Here is a 20539-nt window from a genome sequence, read left to right on the forward strand (position 1 = left end):
CTATTGAATTTCAGTTTGATTTCATCATATCGAAAGAAGGAAGGGGGATTCAATAGATTATTTCATAGACGTATTTATATTCTTATATAAAAAAGTAGATTTATAGGGAAATTCCCTTTTATCTGTCAGAATATGCGCTTACCAGGGAAATAAAAGGGAAATGCTATTTCCAATAGATAACCTAGAAATACGAGAAATGAAAGTGTACGGTATAGAATATACACTTTAAAAGGCCTGTTTTATACGGTACATTTTAAGAATAAAGACCGCCCATATACATTTCCGTTAATGTATGTACAATGTCTTCGAGAGAAAAGTCTCGTTCATTTCGTACAATTTCCCATAAAAACATTTCATTCGCAAAGAACCAACTTCTTGCTGCTAAAAAACAATTTAAATCTTTACGTGCTAAACCGCTTCTTTGTGAATATGTAATATCTTGAACAATTCGTTCAATAAATCGTTCTCGAATAGCATCCCATTTGTTTCGAACTTCTTTAGAAGTACCGATTGCTTCTTCAACAACTTGTAATAGTTGTCTTTCTGTTTCTGCCATTTGTAAAAATGCATGAACTTGCTTTTGAATCATACTGTGAGCTGCTTGCTTTGTTACCGGATGAAAGACACGTTCTGCAATTGTATAAAACTGGTTCATCACATCGTCCATTAAAACAATGAGCAAATCATCCTTATTTTTAAAGTATACGTAAGCTGTTCCATATCCTGTTTCTGCTTTTTTTATAATTTGGGAAATTGTTGTTTTTTGAAATCCTTGTTCTATAAATACTTCACGACCAGCTGATAATAATTTCTTTTTTGTTTCTAGCGAACGGCGTTGTCTTGCCGAAAAAGTATCTTTAGTCATATGTACCACACCTTTATGCTGAAATATCAGAAAAATTAACTTTATTGTAGGGGAAATAGTAATATACTGTCAACTGACATTATGTCATTGACGTTATGTCAGTTTTGATGATATATTTTAACTAATTAGAATTAAGGGAAAATTCAAAGGAAGGTGACAGAATGTACGCAAAACCATTTGAACCATCTTATGAGTATGCTTGTCAATGTAATCGTTATGATGAGCTTGCATCGTTTCAACATGAATTCTATAAAAAAGACGGAATCATTTATTTAGATGGAAATTCGCTTGGACTTTTATCAAAACGAGCTGAGAAGTCTTTATTAACATTGCTAGATTCATGGAAACAATCTGGCATTGATGGCTGGACAGAAGGACAGTATCCTTGGTATTTCTTATCTGAACAATTAGGAGAATTAAGTGCTCCTCTTATTGGCGCCACGCCCGAAGAAGTAATTGTAACTGGTTCTACGACGGCAAATTTACATCAAGTTGTTGCTACGTTCTACGAACCGAAAGAAGGAAAAACAAAAATCCTTGCTGATGAATTAACATTTCCATCTGATATTTATGCTTTGCAAAGCCAAATTCGTTTAAAAGGATTGGACCCTGCACAGCATCTCGTTCAAGTGAAAAGCAGGGATGGAAGAACGTTAAATGAAGAAGATATCATTGCAGCGATGACGGAAGATATTGCACTCATAGTACTTCCAGCCGTGTTATATCGAAGCGGACAAATTTTAAATATGAAACTTCTTACGGAAGAAGCACATAAACGCGGGATCCATATTGGCTTTGATCTTTGCCATTCAATCGGTTCCATTCCGCACCATTTCGAAGAATGGGACGTCGATTTTGCAGTTTGGTGTAATTATAAATATTTAAATGCTGGTCCAGGCGGTGTTGGCGGCTTGTACGTAAATAAAAAGCATTTCAATCGTCTACCAGGATTAGCAGGTTGGTTTGGCTCTCGAAAAGATAAACAGTTTGATATGGAGCACGAACTTACACCAGCTGAACATGCCGGCGCCTATCAGATTGGAACACCGCACGTATTAAGCGTTGCACCACTGATTGGTTCTTTAGAGATATTTAAAGAAGCGGGCATTGATCGACTACGACAAAAGTCTTTGCATATTACACGTTATATGATAAACCTCATAAATTATGAATTAAAAGATATGGACTTTACACTTGGTAATCCATTAGAAGATGAAAAACGAGGCGGACATATTTATTTAGAACATAAAGAAGCAGCACGTATTTGCAAAGCATTAAAGGCAAATGGAGTTATTCCTGATTTCCGCGCACCAAATGGAATTCGTTTAGCTCCTGTTGCTTTATACAATACGTATGAAGAAGTGTGGAATGCTGTCCGAATTTTAAAGAAAATTATGGTGGAAGAGGAGTATAAACAATTTGAAAATAAACGAGAGGTTGTGGCGTAAAGATGAAAGAAAACAAGTGGATTGATATTTCTCAACCTCTAAACAATGATATTGCCACTTGGCCTGGTGATACACCTTTTTCCTATGAAGTTTTATGGACAAAAGAGCAAAGCGGCTCTGTTAATGTTGGTAAAGTTTCGATGAGTATTCACACCGGCACACATATTGATGCTCCGTTTCACTTCGATAGCGACGGTAAAAGAGTAAGTGATTTAGACATTAACGTCTACATTGGCCCTGCTCGAATTATAGATGTAACAGGTCACGAAAGCATCGGAGCAAAAGAACTTAAAGCCCATGATTTAGAGGGGGTTAGTAGATTATTATTGCGGACCTCATCAAAAATAAATCCACATGTATTTCCTGAAACGATTCCATATTTACGTGCGGATCTTGCACCTTTTCTTTATGAAAAGGGAATATGTTTAATTGGTGTTGATGTTCCGTCTGTGGACCCACTTGATGATAAAGAACTAGCAGCACATCATGAGTTATTTAAACGCGGTATTCATATTTTAGAGAATGTTGTGTTAGAAAATGTACCAGACGGAGACTACGAACTTATTGCCCTGCCGCTTTCGCTAACAGATGCAGACGGTAGTCCAGTGCGTGCCGTACTAAAACCATTATAAAAATAAGTATATACTGCATAGAGAGGATGTACACGCATGAATGAAAATGAAAAAGTGATTATGGAGAAGGGGATTCATACAGATTTTCGTAATAACATGACATACGGGGAATATTTACAACTCGATAGTTTACTATCGAGTCAAAAGCGGCTGTCTAATCATCATGATGAAATGTTATTCATTGTGATTCACCAAGCAAGTGAACTTTGGATGAAATTAATTTTGCATGAATTAGAAGCAGCTATTGAATCCATTAAAAATGATAATCTTGCTCCTGCTTTTAAAATGCTTGCACGTGTTTCAAAAATTCAATCGCAAATTATTCAGTCGTGGGATATTCTTGCTACGCTCACACCGTCTGAATATATTGAATTCCGTGATTCACTTGGTCAAGCATCTGGATTTCAATCTTATCAATATCGCATGATTGAATTTGCACTCGGTTATAAAACACCACATGTTCTTAAAATCTATGAAAAAGATGCAGAGTTGCACGCTCGTCTACATAAGGCACTTCATACACCGAGCCTATATGACGTTGCGATTCAATCACTTGCAAAAGAAGGCTTTCCAATTAACAAAAGCGTTCTTCAAAGGGATATTACACAACCATATGAGGCGGATGCAACAGTAGAAGCAGCATGGTTAGAAGTGTACTCAGATGTGAAGAAATACTGGGATTTATATCAATTAGCTGAGAAGCTAATCGATATTGAAGATTGGCTGCAGCAGTGGCGATTCCGTCATATGAAAACGGTAGAACGTATTATTGGGAATAAGATGGGCACTGGCGGATCTTCAGGCGTTTCGTATTTAAAACGTGTACTTGATCAATCATTTTTCCCAGAACTTTGGGCTATTCGGACAAAACTATAAACGATTAAACAATAAGCATAAAAGTTTTCTTTATGAAAAAAGCTTTTATGCTTATTTGCATATTTTTAAATTGAAATTATGTATTATAGTATTGTTATACGAAATAAAGTAGGTGAAAAAATTATGTTTAGTAAGCAAAATTTCTTTAAAAAGACATTCATAACATTTTCTGCAATAGGGGTATCTTTTGGAATCCTTTCATCAAATGTTGAAGCAGCTCCCAATCCATCGGCTTATTTAGCAACACTTCAATTTGATGGAACAGATTGGATGGATACAGGGGAAAAAAATTTCCCTCACGCTTTTCGTTTCCAGTCTTATGATAACGATATTGAACATAATAAAGAAAATGAAATTCGTTTCAAAATTGGAAATGCCGTAACAGGAATAGGATCAACAGGGTTAACAAATCGTGGTCCAAATAATCAACAACCAGCTGTCTATTTTCATATCGCTAAAAAAGGAGAATATGAAATATATGAGTATTGGCTTTATTATGCCGATAATGATTGGATTAACAACCATGAACACGATTGGGAAAAGTATTTTGTTTACTTGAAAAATGGCGTTCCAACACATTTGCTTATATCGAGTCACAATGGTTATAAAATAAAGCCATGGGCAGAAGTTTCAAAAGATGATGGGCATCCCTTAATTGGTGTTGATGGAGGAGCTCATGCGATGAAATGGGATAAAGAAGATGGAGTCCAAATTCGTTATAATGGAGATATTACAAAAAATAATGGACGTCTTGATGAAGGGGATCAAACGAATCAACCATGGATTCTCTATAGCAATGATCCAATTGATGGTGTAACAAAATATGTAGCTGCTCCTGATACGTTTTATTACGGTGATCCAGCTTATCTTCTCTATTCAAACGAACATAGCGACTCTCGCCAAGCACCTTGGAAACGCGAAGAATGGGATAATCCGCCGTTCCCTTAAACATAACGCTCATATGAATACATATAAAAAGAGTAGAAAAAATCTACTCTTTTTTGTTTCTCATTTCAAAATTCGTTATAATAAGTCAAATTAGTGCTAAGTAGTAATGGAGGAATGTATATTGAACTTATCAGAATTGGAACATACATTTAAAAAGAAAAAAGTAAATGCTTTCCTCGTCTATCAAAAAGGAGAAATCGTTACAGAATATTATAAAACAGAGAAATGTGCACAAAACGTATATAAAATTAATTCGATAACGAAAAGTATTATCTCTATTCTAATTGGCATTGCACTTGAAAAAGGGTATATCCATAGTATTCATACACCTATTGTAGAGTGGATTTCAAATATGCCAAAAGAAAAACAGCTACTAACGATGTATCATTTATTAACGATGACAACGGGAGAAGACTGGAAAGAGTTTGGTGACGGTGTTATTTTCCCAAATGATTTCGTAGAGTCACAAAACTGGATTGACTATATTCTTAATAAACCGATCACCAAGCAACCGGGTACAAAAATGAACTATAATTCTGGTTCTTCACATATATTAAGTTACATTTTGCAACTTGCGACAGGAATGACAACAGCAGCGTTTGTTGATAAATATTTATTTGAACCGTTACACATTACGAGCTATCAATGGCAACAAGATCCACAAGGAATTTTTGTTGGCGGTTTTGGTATGAAAATGAAACCAAAAGATATGCTGAAAATCGGTCAATTATGTCTACAAAACGGCTATTGGAACGGACAGCAACTCGTGTCTTCAAACTGGATTGAACAATCGCATCAAAAGAGATTTACAACGTATGAACGTGTTGGAGCATACGGATATCACTGGTGGATCCTAGATAGAGAGACATGCAACGTGCCATATCATACATATTTTGCGATGGGATACGGCGGACAGTATATTTTAATTGTACCTCAATTAGAACTCACCGCAGTCATTAGCAGTCAAATGCCTAAACGAGGTTTAGTACCACTCAAACTGTTTGTGAAATATTTACAAGAAATGTACTAAAAAACAGACTTTGTTTGTCCAAACATATTGTAATGCAACAAAACCGCTCACTGAATTTGTTGCGATGCTTACATACGATTTTAAAGCCATGATTTCCATACTTACGTACTACCAGAATATAAACTCCTTTAATGGAATAGAGTTCACCTTATATAATATTTACCATGAAAATAGCTTCTTCTTTTGGCATGGCATGTCGCTTTTCTTATCTTGGAGTTTCTTTGAAAGAAATGCTAATAAATTTTTCTGTTTTTGCGTCAAATTCTACATCAACAAATACTCCAAATTCTTTTCCGTTTTTCTCCCGCAACCACAATTTAAATTTTTCAACTGATATATTTACTGTTTTTGGTCTTCTTCCAATATGAAGATAATCGATAATATCAGCTTGCGGGTATTTTTCTTTCGTCTTTTGCACCGCAATCTTTCCCCATTTCGCATATGGAGGCTGCGCATGAACAGCAGGAAAAGGTTTATAAATAAATAAAACAATTGCAACAAGGCCGATGCATATAAATAAACGAGTATATAAACGAGTCATATTAAGCTCCTTTATAGCATTTTTTATAGTATTTACATTTAGGCATATTCATATGAATGTGCTTTTTTTGGTCTTCATTACATAAAATCGCATTATTTACAAAAAATAACCTTGAAATCATCGTCAAATTCAAGGAGGTTGAACTATGCAGTGTAAAGCTTTCTTCAAAGTACCGCTTCTACTCATTACGGTGGCGATTACTTTGTTGGTAAGTAGTGTTCATGAGAAGCAGGTAGGTGCTTTTTCCAATCAAGTCATCCAAAAGGGAGCTTCTGGAGAAGATGTAATCGAACTACAATCAAGACTCAAGTACATTGGATTTTACAACGGGAAAGTAGATGGTGTCTTTGGGTGGGGTACATATTGGGCACTTCGGAATTTTCAGCAAAAATTCGGATTAAAGGTTGACGGACTTGTTGGTACAGCGACAAAACAAAAGCTCGTTAAAGCTACAAAATACGAAAAACAATCAAGTAACATAGCAAACAACCAAAAGAATAAACCAGCACAAAATAATAAACCGGCACAAAACAAAGGCACAAATGTTCCGAATGGATACTCGCAAAATGACATTAAAATTTTGGCAAATGCTGTATACGGAGAATCGCGCGGTGAACCTTATATCGGACAAGTTGCCGTCGCAGCTGTTATTTTAAATCGCGTTAGCAGTCCATCTTTTCCAAACACAGTCGCAGGAGTTATTTATGAGCCGCGCGCCTTTACTGCTGTTGCAGACGGCCAAATTAATTTAACACCAAATGAAACAGCAAAAAAAGCCGTGCTTGATGCAATTAACGGATGGGATCCTTCTGGAGGAGCAATTTATTATTTTAATCCAAATACTGCAACAAGTAAGTGGATTTGGGGCCGCCCGCAAATTAAGAAAATTGGAAGACACATTTTTTGTAACTAGTTAGGAGGTGGATGAGATATGTTTAGAGGTTTAATTATTGTTTTATTAACAATCGGAGTTGTAGGCACAGGATATTGGGGATATAAAGAGCACCAAGAAAAAAATGCGGTATTAATTCACGCTGAAAATAACTACCAGCGTGCTTTCCATGATTTAGCCTATCAAGTTGATTTATTACATGACAAAATTGGGACAACATTAGCAATGAATTCACGAACATCATTATCACCTGCATTAGCCGAAGTGTGGCGCATCACATCTCAGGCACATTCTGATATTGGTCAATTACCACTTACGTTACTCCCGTTTAATAAAACAGAAGAATTTCTATCAAATATTGGAGAATTTAGTTACCGTACAGCTATACGTGATTTAGATAAAACACCATTGAATGACCAAGAATATAATACACTCCAGCAACTATATAATAATGCTGCAAATATTCAAGATGAACTGCGTAAAGTACAACATCTTGCTCTAAAAAACAATTTACGTTGGATGGATGTTGAATTAGCGCTTGCTTCTAATAAAAACCCAGCCGATAACACGATTATAGACGGGTTTAAAACAGTAGAAAAAAACAGTAACGCTTATTCAGAAAAGCGTTTTGGACCAACGTTTACAAGTTTGCAAACAGAAAAAAAAGGTGAGACGCACATATCTGGTCCAAAAATTTCAAAAGACCAAGCAATAAATATCGCAAAATCTTTCCTTAGCTTAAAGGGATCTGAAACGATTTCTGCTGAAAAAAGCAGCAAGGGAGCAAAAGAAAAATTTTATAGCATTACAGTAAAAGATCCTAAGACGAATAGTGAAACGAATATGGACATTACTGAACAAGGTGGCTATCCAATTTGGGTGATGAACAGCCGTGAAGTCAAAGAACAAAAGATTAGCTTAAATGAAGCAGGAGAAAAGGGACTTTCCTTTTTAAAACAAAATAAATTCAAAGATATGGAGTTATATGAAAGTTCACAATACGACTCTATCGGTGTTTTCACATTCGTAACGAATCGGGACAACGTGCGTATATATCCAGAATCCATTCAAATGAAAATAGCGCTTGATGACGGTTCGATTGTTGGCTTCTCTTCTAAAGACTATTTAGCAGCTCGGAAAGATATAAAAATCCCAAAACCAACACTATCGGTTTCGGATGCGCGGAAGAAAATTAATCCTAATTTAAAAGTTATGGAAGAGCGTCAGGCAATCGTTGTAAATGACTTGCATAAAGAGGTACTATGTTATGAATTTTTAGGAACACTTGGGAAAGACACCTATCAAATCTTTATTAATGCCAATAGTGGTACTGAAGAAAAAGTGAAAAAATTGCAAAGTGTAGAACAAATTTTTGATTAATGAATAGGAGTGACACCTTTGAGGAAAACCTTATATTTTTGTATCTGTTTACTTCTATTAGCAAGTTGCAGTACAAAAAAGAATGATAATGCAGCTAATCCAAAACCAACTTCAAATATAAATCAATATACAACAAGAAATGTAACAAATAAAGAAAATACTCGCAAATCAGATGAAACAAAAGCTGATCATCTTGCGAGCATTGCTTCTAGTATACCTGGTGTAAGAGATGCAACGGCTGTTGTTCTTGGTAAGTATTCCATTGTCGGCATTGATGTAGGTGCTAAGTTAGATCGTACAAGAGTAGAAACAATAAAATATTCCGTTGCAGAGAGCTTAAAACATGATCCACAAGGTTCAAACGCAGTTGTTGTGGCCGATTTAGATACGTACGAGCGCTTAAAAGAAATTGGAAAACGTATTCAAGAAGGAAAAGCTGGTGAAGGAATTCTCGATGAACTTGCGGCAATTGTAGGGCGTGCAATGCCGCAAGTTCCAAATGATTTATTAGAAACAAAACAGAACAATCCAGTTAAAGAAAACAATCAACAATTACAAAAAGGTGAACAAAATGAATTAAAACAAGAACAAGTTGACCAATCGAATCAACAATTAAAACGATAAAACAATCCCCGTGTTATGTAGCACGGGGATTGTTTTATCGTTTTTAAGACTGAAAATTTCATTTATTCCTAAAAATATTGTATGATTTTGTATGGAAGGAAACATATGTTTTTAGAACTGGGGGATTAAAAGTAATGAAAATGAATCAATCTATTCAACTTGTTCCATATACAGAGGAATATAAAGAAGCGTTACAAACCTTTACTTTACCAGAAGAACAAGTACAATTCACAGCTCATCCAATGGAACTTTTAGACAAAGCACAGCAGGATCCAACTCGAAATCCTATTGTTATTTTAGCTGATGACAAGCCAGTTGGTATTTTTGCGTTGCAATCAGGAAGTCGTGTGCAAGAATATACAAACAAAGAAAACTCTTTGTTACTTACTTCATTTTCAATCAATTACACTGAACAAGGAAGAGGATATGCAAAGCGAGCATTGCATCTGCTACCAAATTATGTAGATGTATACTTTCCAAACATAGAAGAAATTGTATTAGCCGTCAATGAAAGAAATATTCCTGCACAAAAATTATACATAACAGTCGGATTTGAAGACAGAGGACAACGCCGAATAGGACCAATTGGACCGCAACTTGTTTTATATTTACCTGTCAAAAAATAAACATTCAAAAGTTAGCGGAGGATCTTATGCAAATCAAATTAATACTTGCCGGTTATGGCAACGTTGGAAAAGAATTTGTAAAACTTATTCACGAGAAAGCGTCATGTATTCAAAAAGAATATGGTTTAGAGTTACTCCTTGCTGGAATTATTGGACGTGATGTGAAGCTATATCGCCCAGAGGGGCTTTATACCGATACTTTACTTGCATTAGGCGACGGATCAGCAGCTTTACATAGATATATAGAACAACATCCGGTGTATAACGAAAACATGGAGGGGCACGTTTTAATTGAATCTACACCAACCAATATTGAAAGTGGGGAACCAGGAAAACAATATATATTACAAGCGATTGAAAATGGAATGGATATTGTTTCTATTTCCAAAGGCGCACTTGTAACATCGTGGAAAGAAATAAGCGAAGCAGCTCGAGTCGCAAATGTAAGCATCCGCTATAGCGGTGCAACAGCTGCTGCACTACCTACATTAGATATCGGTCAATTTAGCTTAGCGGGGTGCAAAATTAAACGCATTGAAGGAATTTTAAATGGGACAACCAATTATATTTTAACAAAAATGTATGAAGACAACACTTCATATGAAGAAGCATTGCAACAAGCGCAAAGCAAAGGAATTGCTGAAACAAATCCTGTATTAGATGTAAGCGGAATGGATAGCGCATGTAAATTATTATTGTTATCAAATAGTTTATTACATACAGAATATACACTTGAAGATATGAGTATGAAAGGAATAGAAAACGTATCAAAACAAGATATACAAAAAGCAAAAAAGCAAGGAAAACAAATCAAACTACTAGCAAGAGCATCTACAGACGATGACGGAAAAGTGCGGCTTGAAGTACAACCATTTGCAGTAGACTTGAACCACTCACTAGCAGGTGTTACAGGAACCGAAAAAGGAATTACTTTTTATACAGACACGATGGGATCAGTCACTTCCATTGGCGGAGCTTCTAATCCAAGAGGAGCGGCAGCCGCAGCTTTAAAAGATGTGATCAATTTGTATCGAAAAGATAGGATATAGCCTTACATACGCTGATGTGAGAATCCCGCTTATTTGGAAGAAGCGGGATTTGTCATTCTTTTGTATAAAAGTAGTACTCTATTGTCAATTATCGTTATGTTTTTTTATTTACTTTTTATCATCAGTAGGATTAAGATATTTTTTAAGTATGTTATTTTTACATATACAAAACAGAAAAATACTATTATGCTATAGAGGTTAGAAAACTGAAAGGGATTGAGAATTGTGAAAAAACTTGATGTACTGTTAATGGTGCTCAGCGTCCTGTTCCCAGTTACAGGTATAATGAAACAAATGCCGCTACAATTATCATTATATATAGGCGGGTTATTGTTTTTAACTAGTTTTGGGAGTTATCATGCAAAACGAATGCATTCACGAATATTTAGTTGGGTAGCATACGCAGCATTTATCACACTCTTGCTGGCAATTTGGAATCAATACATAACAGTCGATTCTTTAATTGCAAACGCAAAAATCGCTGCATGTATTGCTGTAATCCCGTTTTTATTCCGATTCCGTACATATGCCATTACGCTAGGATTACTCGCATTATGGGGCGCAATGCTTTGGGATGTAAAACAAATTCAATCATTAGCAGTTCTTCAGCGAATGATGAACCTACTCACATCAGAAAAATTGTATTTAGTCATTTTAGTGGCAGGTTTCTTAGTCGGTGGATTACTTGCAAACGCGCTGCATCGTGATAACAATAAGCAAGAAAAAACAAACATATTTAAACAAAAAAAGAAGCGAATGAGACCTACATTCAAAATTCGCATTCCAAGTTTACCGAGATTAAAATTTAAAATGCTCAAATTCGGTAAAAAATCTTCTAAACAAAGAGACACTCGTCCATATGAACGAAACTATGAAGAGCAAACACCAACTTACAGTACAACGCAAACAGAGCAACATAATGAAACTGGAACAGTGCAAGGACAGACGAGAATGGAACGAAGAAAAAATCGTTTTAACGCATAGGGAATAATAAAAGTCAAAGAAAACGGGTGTTATTTATATCGTGCAATTGATTGAGAAGGATCATGCCTATATAAACGGAGACGAAGTCTTTAAATAGACTTCGTCTTTTCGATGTACAATGAATCATAACAATTACTAGCGGCTGCATAGTATTTAGTCATACACGTTGTTGACCTATGTCTATCTCTTGTGAAATTTTGCAACAGAACCCTATTATCAAACTATAGTAATAGTGACGGGGTCACTGCTTCCTCCCAAAGCAGTAGCGGTAATCATTACTGCCCCAGCTCCATCACTGATTGTAAAAATGGCAGTAAAGTTGCCCAATGCGTCTGTAAAAGCAGGATTAGGAGATATAGTACCAAGAGCAGCATTATTCACTGAAAAATTGACCGGTGTACCTGCTGGAGGGGGACTTCCATTCACCAATACTTGACCAGTAAGAGTTGAGGTAAATCCTATTCCTAGAATAATAGTAGTTGGATTAGCGTTCAGGGTAATCGTTGTTGTGGATGGAGGAGGAGTAGGAGAAATAGTCTCTAATAGATCCAGAACATTTTCAAATTTGAATTCAAGCAGCATTTCCTTCTTGATGACGTCACGAAGAGTTCTTTGCACGCTCGAGTCGATAGCAAGAAGATTGGATATCGTAACCACCGGAGGAGAAAGTGTCGTTCTTCCTGGTGGTAATGTTCCCAGAACAAATTGAATTTTCTCTGCCTCAGCATTTACAATGTGAGCCAGGGCTAATTCTTCTAGGGCAATAGAGCTTAAAAGCAACGGAATCGTCTGTGCAGTCGTAACAGAAATAGTGGGAGTAATATTAGGGATGTTAGGAAAAGACAATATATATGCATCCTTTCTAGAAAACCTTCGAATCATCTGATTCTGTACATCGGTCTCCCTTGTTTTTATTTTTACATTATATTTAATTCAAATGGACAAATGTTGGTAACGGGCAACTACCCTGGGATAGGAGTCTGTTTTGGCGTAAAGGGGATGTTTTCTTTTTGTATATCGTATACATTTGAAGTTAACATAACATGACATTATCAGAACTTGCGAACATATGGATGCATAAACACTTTGTACTGAATCTGACCTTCTTCATGAGACTGCCTTAAATAATTGATATTGGCTCCCCTTTCAGCAATATCATGGCTAGACCTTCTCGTTAATTACGCTTCACCATATGTATAGAAGTCAATTTTTAAATCAAATAAATCGGGATTAATAAATGTGACACTCATTCCTTCTACAATCGTCACTTTGTTTTTTGAAGAAATCACCTCTCCTTGCTTTATATACTTTTAGGCGGTAATGGCGACCGAAGTAAGAAAATTTCTCTCCGCTTACAAATTCTTTTTGTATAGGATCTTCAATTTCATTGATTTCACGTAGTTTTTTCGCAATCCAAGGTGCTTTTCCTTTAATATAGGAAGTAGCTGCTCGTCAGTAATTCCTTCAGGGGCTAATACTTGTACACCTTTCATCCACTCGACTGTTATGTCAATTGTTGTTGTACCATATAGGATTACCGGCATAATTAGCTAATCCTCCTTTTTAAGCATGAAGATAATGTATAATTGATATGAGAAACAATCAAATTTGCTAGAACATAAAAACAGATGCTAATAAATTTTTGTGAAAAATCTTGGTATATGAATACAAGAAGAAGGTTTTTTACAAAAATTAAATAATATAAACTACAATGTTTGCAAAATTAGTAGATTTATGTGAGGAAGATGAGGCCTATTATACACCCTATGCTGAGAGATTATCTAACCTTTTAAGTAATAGTATGGAAATCGCTTGGGGATTTCCTGAAGAATTAAGTGAGTTATATTATTGTATCCCTTGGCTGGAAGAGGAAGAGGAAGAGGAATAACATATAGGTTCTACCGATTCAATTACATGCCTAATAAAAAAACGTTCATAGAGGAGAAATGATGCTAAAACACTTACAAAAAGCAGTCAATCATTTAAATGAAGGAGAAGCAAAAGAACTACTTTTCAAGACACTTGCACAACTTCATTCACTAGAAACAAAACTTAATAAGGAAGAGTTATTCTCACTTACAAATACACCGAAAGAACTGATTGAACAGTACATACAAAAAACTGATATCACGAAAAGTAAACATGTTCATATCGTTTTTGGTGACTCAGCAGCAGGATCGTTAAAATACGCTTTAAAAGAAGCGAATATTCAAGAAGAGCATGTTTTATTATTTTCTGATACGTTTTCTGTTGGACCTCTTTTTCATTTAGATGACGAAGCAGGGCAAGTAGCGCGTCAGCAATGGCTTCAGGAAAAACTACCAATAGAAGGTTACTGTTACGAAGAATATTTACCAGAAATGAAGGCCGCTTTAGAAAAATTACAAGCAATCCCATCTCATGTTCCGATTACAATTTGGACAGGAAATAATGCGTATGAACATGTAGGGCTTATTTTTGTTTTATATTTATTAAAAGATACAACTCATAATATATATGTTATAAATACAGCTGATGGCTTCGATAAGTTGTTCCGCAAACCAAACTTAGATTACACTGTGCGCCATACTGGAGAAATTGTTCCTGAAAAGTTAATAGCAATACGCGGGGCATATAAAGAGCAAAATCCTTTAACAAAAGAAGAGCGACAAGCACTCGAAAATGAATGGGAAACATTACGAGAAGAGCACACCGTTTTACGTATTTGGAAGAATAATCGTGTTGTATCTGTTTCAGAAGATTACATCGACCATTTTATCGTACAATGTGCTAGAAGTTTAGAAACTGATGGATTTACAGATCAATTTTATAAGGCTGCTCGATTAGTCGGAGAAGTTTTAGGACATTTTGAACAATGTGTAGGAGATTCTTTTATTGAATATCGTTTAAAAACATTAATACAAAAAGGGATTTTTCATATGACAGGATCTTTGCATGCTATGAGATTTTATAGCGTACGATTAGCACAGACAGAAAAATGATAGAGGACAAAAGGAACTGTATATGACAACATCTCCTTTTGTTCTTTTTTTATAAAAAGTAATATATAATTGCAACTTTCTAAACTTTTATAAAACCAAATGCGATATAATTATTAAACGCTTCGATTACCAAATATTTCTGAATTTAAAGATTGTAGAGAAAACTTTAAAAGGGAAATGAATGGTATATTTAGATCAAACAATTGATATACGCTTTAAGGAGAGTAACAATGGTATATTTACGGCAGCTATTTTATTTTGCTTATCAACAAGCCCTTTCTTGCATTTTTCCTGTACTAATCTTTTTGACACTTGCTCTTTCAAAGGTGATTCATATTCCAGGTCTATACCGTTATGATTTCATTTTACTCGTCTGCCTTCTCATTCAATATGGCATGTATAAAAGCGGACTCGAAACAAAAGACGAGCTCAAAGTGATTACTGTTTTCCATCTTATTGGATTGGCATTAGAACTATATAAAGTACACCAAGGTTCTTGGTCTTATCCGGAGCAGGCGTGGACAAAAGTGATGGGAGTGCCGTTTTATAGCGGCTTCATGTATGCGAGTGTTGCAAGTTATATATGTCAGGCATGGCGCAGACTTCATTTGCAAATAGAAGGATGGCCAAATGCGATATGGACGATTCCACTGGGAACAATGATTTATTTTAATTTTTTCACACATCACTTTATGTATGATTTCCGCTGGGTTTTAACGGCCTTATTATTTGTAGTGTTTTTTCGTACTTATGTACATTTCTCTTTACAAGAAATTACATACAAAATGCCGCTTGTTCTTTCGTTTTTTTTGATTGGTTTTTTCATTTGGATTGCAGAAAATATCGCAACCTTCTTTGGAGCGTGGCAATATCCAAATCAACATGGAACGTGGAAACTCGTTCACATTGGAAAAATTAGTTCATGGTTTTTACTCGTTGTCATTAGCATAATGATTGTGGGACAATTAAAACAACTTAAAATTAAAAAAAGCAAAAATTCCTATTAATATAATTGTCTTCATTCTATAGAAAAGAGGGCGATCTGTTTTGAAGAAAAAAAGAAGAATAGCCTTTTTTGTATGTATTGTAATAGTTATTTTTGGAATAGGGGTTGCTGTATATAATAAAATAAGTCATGAAAATAATCTAGATTGTAGGGCGAGTGCTGTTCAAATCAAAGCTGTTGCGGTAGATCATACGGATCAACCGCTATCTGATGTAAAAGTGTATGAAGATTCAATTACCAATAAAGAACGAGCTGTCACAAATGCAAAAGGAGAGTTTCAATTTTACTCCGGTGTTTGCGGTAAAATTACTTTAGTATTTGTTACTCCTGATGGAAATACATACACCAAAGAATATGACAGAGAAAACGTGCCTAATATAATAAAATTAGAGTAGTAAGTCATATATAAATTGAAAAACCAACATAAAAACCCTTTTTATTAAAAGAGGGCGGGAACATCTGTCCGTGCGTAGAAGCGGTCAGGGCCTATTCCTTCCACATGCAAGGTTTAAAACAAAGGGAGAAAGCAAGTAGCGGTTATGTTGTATTCGGCATATTAGCGAACTTATATGCCAAAAAAATTTAAGTGAATTTATATTGAAAAAAAGAGGTGTACATCTGAACATCTCTTTTTGGTTTCAATATAAAAGGTAATGTTAAGTTGGAATTTTCTCAACTTTTATAAAATTCAATGCGTTATAATGGTCATTAGGTGCTATGGTCACCAAATATTTCTAAAGACGGAGGTTAGCGGTATGTCTTCAAATAACGAAATGAATCGTAACACATTACCTGAGATCCAATTAACTTCGGCCGCGTTTAAACATGAAGCATATGACATTTACAAAGAGTTACGTGCATCTCATCCTGTTTATCCGGTATATCCTAACGCCTGGCTTATTACAAGATATGAAGATGCAGTAAGTTTATTAAAAGATACACGTTTACTGAAGGATGATAAAAATGTATTTAGTAAAGAAGAGTTTGAGGCCTATTTTACACTAGAAAATGGAGAGTATTTGAGAAAACATATGTTGAGATCTGATCCCCCTGACCATAGTCGCCTACGATCCCTTGTTCAAAAAGCGTTTACCCCGCAGATGATTTTACAGCTGAAAGATAAAATTCAATCCATTGCTGATACTTTATTAGACAAAATAGAACATCAGCACACTATAAACCTCGTAAATGATTATGCTTTCCCACTTCCAATTATTGTGATTAGCGAGATGCTTGGTATCCCTCAAGAAGACCGAGATAAATTTAGAATTTGGTCACATGCGGTTATTGATTCTCCAGATACACCAGAAGCTATTCGAGAAACTGATAAAAAGTTAGGTGAATTCATTGACTATTTACGAGATTTAGTAGATAAAAAACGAGAAAATCCTTCAGACGATTTAGTGAGTGCATTGATACAAGCAGAAAGTGAAAGAACAAAATTAAGTGCCCCGGAATTAAATTCAATGATTATGTTGCTTATCGTTGCTGGACACGAAACCACTGTCAATTTAATCACCAATATGACTCTAGCATTGCTTGAACATCCTGATCAATTGCTACTTCTACGTCAAAATCCAGATTTGATTGACTCAGCAATTGAGGAGTCATTACGATTTTACAGTCCTGTTGAAATATCGACTATGCGCTGGGCATCAGAATCATTTACATTACATGGTCAAAATATTCAGCCAAAAGATACGGTTATTATTTCCATAGCTTCTGCTAACCGTGATGAAAAGATATTTCCAAATGCTGATATTTTTGATATTACAAGAAATAATAACCGTCATATTGCCTTTGGTCATGGCATTCATTTCTGCCTTGGTGCACCGCTTGCTCGTTTAGAAGCGAAAATTGCAATTCCTACCTTATTACATCGCATGCCTGATCTTGAAATAAAAGGAAGAAGAGAAGACATAAAATGGAGTGGTAATTATTTAATGCGATCATTAGAAGAATTACCATTATCTTTCTAGGCGAATGGGTACGAAATAGTATGGCACCTCTTAATACTGTTCATACTAAACAAAAAAGGAGGTGTCATACTATGGCTCAAGATGTTCTTTGTGAAGTAAATAATTGCCAATATTGGGGAAATGGAAATAAGTGCAATGCTGAATCTATTTATGTAGTAAGTCATACAGGGAAACAAGCATCTGATAGTAAAGAAACAGATTGCAAAACATTTATACCAGAAGTTTAAGTCTCTAAGGGTAGCCCAATGTGGTTACCCTTGTTTTATGTATATTATTGATAATAACAATCATTTTCATACTTTTTTTACATATAAAGAAAACAAAAATTTTTTCTGTAATAAGGAGTTCAGCCGAGATACGTGTAAAACTAGGTTATATCGATACATTTTTCACTAATATGTGTAGCATAAATGTTCGTTTTTGTTACGTTTTGAATTTGAAAATATGAAACGTCTTAACCGTTTAAGCTGTAAGGACACACTATATCATTTCGGGAGTTTTGTACGTTATTCAATGTTCAATTAATAGTTGGACTTTATCTTTCTGAACATATGATAATTCTTGAAAAACACTGTGACAGTAAGGTTTTTAGTCCTTAGCAGTGATCCCTTGTAGTTAATTCCTTTTGCGTTTAAATCGTTTACAATTTGAATCAAATGTTGCATGTTCCGGCCAAGCCGATCTAACCGCCAAACCACTAATGTATCTCCTGGCCTAACAAACCTGAGTGCTTCCTCTAATCCAACACGTTTATCTTTCACGCCACTTACTTTATCTGTAAATATCTCTTCACATTCATATTGCTGTAAAGCATCCATTTACAAATTTAAATTCTGAACCGTGCATATCCCATTTCTATATTTCCCCACTATTTCTCACCATATAATTGTTTCATAACTTGAGGAAAGAGATAATAACTGAACATAATTTTTGTTATGAGTTTTTGAACATATTTTCCCTTGAAAATTGTACAAATAACTATCTATCATTGTGTGTTCAAAAAATAGTGACTTTCTGGACAACACTGATGTTTATTCATAATTCATTGTAATCATTTTTAACCTTAACTTTCATTTATACATTTATGGTGATGCAAATAATGAGACATACTAATACGATTAAACTAAAAAGACGTTTAATCAAATTGTCCTTTTTAGCAAGGTGCTTATATCCATTTTGGAATTTTTGTACAAAAACTTTGTAATATTGTTTTTAATGGGAAATGGAACAAATGGAGCTGTTACCGTGTCTATATAGTAGATCAATTATAAAAAGTGAGGAAAATTTTTTATGTTTATTCAAATGAGCTTGAGGTACCAAGATGGAACATAGGGGTATTCAAAATTGTAATCATGATGAATTTGATTATGTTATAAAAGAACATTGGCAAGATGTATGGAATTATTCATTTATTATTTCGAAAGACACACATTTATCTGATGATATAACGCAAGATGTATTTATAAAAGCATTTAAAAATTGGCATTCATTTCGGAATGAATCATCTGTTAAAACGTGGCTATTAAAAATTACAAGGAATACAGCGTTAAATCATTTGAAGTCTTCCTACTTTAAGAGAATTTCTTTAGTGAGTTTTTTTAGAGACGATAAGGAGTATTTATCAGCAGAGCAAGAATTTTTTAACAAAGAGGAAGTCGATGAAATTTGGAACATAGTATTAAATTTACCAAAGAAATATCGTGAAATATTAATACTAGATGCAAAATATGAATTATCCTATGATGAAATGGCCGAAACATTAGGAGTGTCCATTGGAACTGTGAAATCCAGGTTACACCGAGCTCGTGCACGGATTTCAAAGATATTAGAGGAGGATAAAAGGTATGAACAGTAACAAAAAGCCAGATTGGTATAAAGAATTAAAAAGTGGACCAATGAGACAGCTTCAGGACGAGGAGGAATTCATTTATAAGATAAAACAATCTGTATACCAAGATAGGGAGAGCAATCAATTTAAATATAGCCGAATATTTCGTAAAAGGGTACTAGCTGTAGCAGTTGTTTTTATTTTTACAGTTGTACTGTTTAACTCTCAACAATTTTTCTTTGGAAAAAACGAACCTCCTGTACAGAGTAGCACCCAAATTGAAGTGAAGATGAAAGATGAATCGAATCAAGATCAATTACTAAAACAATTTATAAATCAATTAAATACAATAACGAGTGTAAAAAGTGAGAATGATTTATACGGAGCTCTGGATGAAGAATTTGTTTTTAAAGGAGAAAAGTATAATAAAAATGAGTGGAGGTTTGATGAAGATATCTTTCATGATTTACAGGTAGCCCTTGCAATGGGGGGAGAATTTGTGAATGATACGAAAACATTATATAAAATACCTAGTGGGTTGGCAGAAAGTAATCAAACAAAGCAAGAACATTATGTATATGCAACAGTCATTGGTGAAGGGACAAAAATTTTCGCTAAGCCAAAACCTGATTCACAGGTTTTAAATCAGGTGTCTAATGAAATGGTAAAAGCTTGGATTTCGGACAAAACGAATAATGATGGATATATAAAAATAACTACAATGAGTGGTTATACAGGTTATGTGAAGAAAGATTATATTTCAATTGATATTAAGTATTCTTTTGTTTTTGAAAAACAAAATGATGGTACGTGGAAAATAAAGAGTATAAATTCTATATGGTAAAAGAAA

At 34.8% G+C, this 20539-nt stretch carries 23 protein-coding genes and 3 pseudogenes; 19 read left to right on the forward strand and 7 right to left on the reverse strand.

Translation table 11 applies throughout. The features are described from left to right. Nucleotides 1–253: 253 nt before the first annotated feature. On the reverse strand, nt 254–865 hold the full coding sequence (locus tag BM350_RS12815) for a TetR/AcrR family transcriptional regulator (protein WP_090914711.1): 612 nt from the start codon (nt 863–865) through the stop codon (nt 254–256). A 161-nt stretch (nt 866–1026) separates the two neighbouring features. Here BM350_RS12815 and kynU point away from each other — a divergent pair, with 161 nt between their 5' ends. The 5 genes from kynU to BM350_RS12840 all read left to right on the forward strand — a co-directional run bounded on the left by kynU (nt 1027) and on the right by BM350_RS12840 (nt 5799). After that, entirely contained in the window at nt 1027–2313 is a 1287-nt protein-coding gene (gene kynU, locus BM350_RS12820; RefSeq protein ID WP_090914709.1) for a kynureninase, read from the forward strand. Between the two features lie 2 nt (nt 2314–2315). Further along, a complete protein-coding gene (gene kynB, locus BM350_RS12825; RefSeq protein ID WP_090914708.1) occupies nt 2316–2945 on the forward strand; it encodes an arylformamidase in 630 nt (209 codons plus the stop codon). A 36-nt stretch (nt 2946–2981) separates the two neighbouring features. Beyond that, nucleotides 2982–3821, forward strand: coding sequence for a tryptophan 2,3-dioxygenase (kynA, locus tag BM350_RS12830; RefSeq protein WP_090914706.1), 840 nt, complete (start codon nt 2982–2984; stop codon nt 3819–3821). A gap of 123 nt (nt 3822–3944) precedes the next feature. Beyond that, nucleotides 3945–4769, forward strand: coding sequence for an NPP1 family protein (locus BM350_RS12835; protein WP_090914704.1), 825 nt, complete (start codon nt 3945–3947; stop codon nt 4767–4769). A 121-nt stretch (nt 4770–4890) separates the two neighbouring features. Next, nucleotides 4891–5799 (forward strand): serine hydrolase domain-containing protein, encoded by a 909-nt coding sequence (locus BM350_RS12840; RefSeq protein WP_090914702.1) that lies wholly within the window; start codon nt 4891–4893, stop codon nt 5797–5799. A 205-nt stretch (nt 5800–6004) separates the two neighbouring features. Here the strand turns inward: BM350_RS12840 and BM350_RS12845 are convergent, their stop codons facing one another. Further along, a complete protein-coding gene (locus tag BM350_RS12845) occupies nt 6005–6340 on the reverse strand; it encodes a YqzG/YhdC family protein (protein ID WP_090914700.1) in 336 nt (111 codons plus the stop codon). A 145-nt stretch (nt 6341–6485) separates the two neighbouring features. Between BM350_RS12845 and sleB the strand changes: the two genes are divergently transcribed. From sleB to BM350_RS12875, 6 genes are all read left to right on the forward strand, one after another. Beyond that, nucleotides 6486–7253 carry a spore cortex-lytic enzyme gene (gene sleB, locus BM350_RS12850; RefSeq protein WP_090914698.1) on the forward strand — a complete coding sequence of 256 codons (768 nt, stop codon included), beginning with the start codon at nt 6486–6488 and terminating at the stop codon, nt 7251–7253. A gap of 18 nt (nt 7254–7271) precedes the next feature. Further along, a complete protein-coding gene (ypeB, locus tag BM350_RS12855; RefSeq protein WP_090914696.1) occupies nt 7272–8612 on the forward strand; it encodes a germination protein YpeB in 1341 nt (446 codons plus the stop codon). Nucleotides 8613–8630: 18 nt separating this feature from the next. Then, complete coding sequence (locus tag BM350_RS12860; protein WP_170857702.1) at nt 8631–9236, forward strand: YhcN/YlaJ family sporulation lipoprotein; 606 nt, start codon at nt 8631–8633, stop codon at nt 9234–9236. A gap of 140 nt (nt 9237–9376) precedes the next feature. Beyond that, the gene (locus BM350_RS12865) at nt 9377–9862 is read left to right on the forward strand and encodes a GNAT family N-acetyltransferase (RefSeq protein ID WP_139207643.1); all 486 of its coding nucleotides are present in this window, start codon (nt 9377–9379) and stop codon (nt 9860–9862) included. A gap of 26 nt (nt 9863–9888) precedes the next feature. Further along, nucleotides 9889–10911 (forward strand): homoserine dehydrogenase, encoded by a 1023-nt coding sequence (locus BM350_RS12870; RefSeq protein WP_090914693.1) that lies wholly within the window; start codon nt 9889–9891, stop codon nt 10909–10911. A gap of 225 nt (nt 10912–11136) precedes the next feature. Next, a complete protein-coding gene (locus BM350_RS12875) occupies nt 11137–11895 on the forward strand; it encodes a DUF3959 family protein (RefSeq protein ID WP_090914692.1) in 759 nt (252 codons plus the stop codon). 534 nt (nt 11896–12429) lie between these two features. On the opposite strand, the pseudogene BM350_RS12880 reads toward BM350_RS12875, so the two are convergent. From BM350_RS12880 to BM350_RS28040, 4 genes and pseudogenes are all read right to left on the reverse strand, one after another. After that, nucleotides 12430–12741: pseudogene (locus BM350_RS12880) on the reverse strand (hypothetical protein); the annotation flags it as partial. Between the two features lie 209 nt (nt 12742–12950). Further along, nucleotides 12951–13202, reverse strand: a pseudogene (locus tag BM350_RS12885) (hypothetical protein); the annotation flags it as partial. Beyond that, complete coding sequence (locus BM350_RS28035) at nt 13126–13329, reverse strand: YgjP-like metallopeptidase domain-containing protein (protein WP_348272202.1); 204 nt, start codon at nt 13327–13329, stop codon at nt 13126–13128. The pseudogene BM350_RS12885 and the gene BM350_RS28035, both read right to left, overlap by 77 nt. Then, nucleotides 13248–13439, reverse strand: a complete 192-nt coding sequence (locus tag BM350_RS28040) for a hypothetical protein (RefSeq protein WP_348272201.1) — start codon at nt 13437–13439, stop codon at nt 13248–13250. The genes BM350_RS28035 and BM350_RS28040 overlap by 82 nt, the downstream gene beginning before the upstream one ends. Nucleotides 13440–13606: 167 nt before the next feature. Here BM350_RS28040 and BM350_RS12895 point away from each other — a divergent pair, with 167 nt between their 5' ends. The 6 genes from BM350_RS12895 to BM350_RS12920 all read left to right on the forward strand — a co-directional run bounded on the left by BM350_RS12895 (nt 13607) and on the right by BM350_RS12920 (nt 18088). Beyond that, nucleotides 13607–13783: a hypothetical protein gene (locus BM350_RS12895; RefSeq protein ID WP_175483374.1), complete on the forward strand. Its 177-nt coding sequence runs from the start codon at nt 13607–13609 to the stop codon at nt 13781–13783. 58 nt (nt 13784–13841) lie between these two features. Then, nucleotides 13842–14876 carry a DUF1835 domain-containing protein gene (locus BM350_RS12900; protein ID WP_090914691.1) on the forward strand — a complete coding sequence of 345 codons (1035 nt, stop codon included), beginning with the start codon at nt 13842–13844 and terminating at the stop codon, nt 14874–14876. Nucleotides 14877–15106: 230 nt separating this feature from the next. Then, entirely contained in the window at nt 15107–15883 is a 777-nt protein-coding gene (locus BM350_RS12905) for a DUF817 domain-containing protein (protein WP_090914690.1), read from the forward strand. 40 nt (nt 15884–15923) lie between these two features. Then, nucleotides 15924–16277 carry a hypothetical protein gene (locus tag BM350_RS12910; protein WP_244547996.1) on the forward strand — a complete coding sequence of 118 codons (354 nt, stop codon included), beginning with the start codon at nt 15924–15926 and terminating at the stop codon, nt 16275–16277. A gap of 360 nt (nt 16278–16637) precedes the next feature. Further along, nucleotides 16638–17861, forward strand: a complete 1224-nt coding sequence (locus tag BM350_RS12915; RefSeq protein WP_090914689.1) for a cytochrome P450 family protein — start codon at nt 16638–16640, stop codon at nt 17859–17861. Nucleotides 17862–17932: 71 nt separating this feature from the next. After that, nucleotides 17933–18088 carry a DUF1540 domain-containing protein gene (locus BM350_RS12920; protein WP_081904805.1) on the forward strand — a complete coding sequence of 52 codons (156 nt, stop codon included), beginning with the start codon at nt 17933–17935 and terminating at the stop codon, nt 18086–18088. Nucleotides 18089–18472: 384 nt separating this feature from the next. Here the strand turns inward: BM350_RS12920 and BM350_RS12925 are convergent. Then, nucleotides 18473–18679, reverse strand: a pseudogene (locus tag BM350_RS12925) (recombinase family protein); the annotation flags it as partial. Between the two features lie 503 nt (nt 18680–19182). Here BM350_RS12925 and BM350_RS12930 point away from each other — a divergent pair. Both BM350_RS12930 and BM350_RS12935 read left to right on the forward strand, forming a co-directional pair. Continuing rightward, complete coding sequence (locus tag BM350_RS12930) at nt 19183–19716, forward strand: RNA polymerase sigma factor (RefSeq protein WP_090914688.1); 534 nt, start codon at nt 19183–19185, stop codon at nt 19714–19716. Next, nucleotides 19706–20533 (forward strand): SH3 domain-containing protein, encoded by an 828-nt coding sequence (locus BM350_RS12935; RefSeq protein ID WP_090914687.1) that lies wholly within the window; start codon nt 19706–19708, stop codon nt 20531–20533. Before BM350_RS12930 ends, BM350_RS12935 begins: the two co-directional genes overlap by 11 nt. Nucleotides 20534–20539 lie beyond the last annotated feature (6 nt).

The sequence above is a fragment of the Bacillus sp. 103mf genome, assembly GCF_900116295.1.
In the GTDB taxonomy this organism is placed as follows: domain Bacteria; phylum Bacillota; class Bacilli; order Bacillales; family Bacillaceae_G; genus Bacillus_A; species Bacillus_A bruguierae.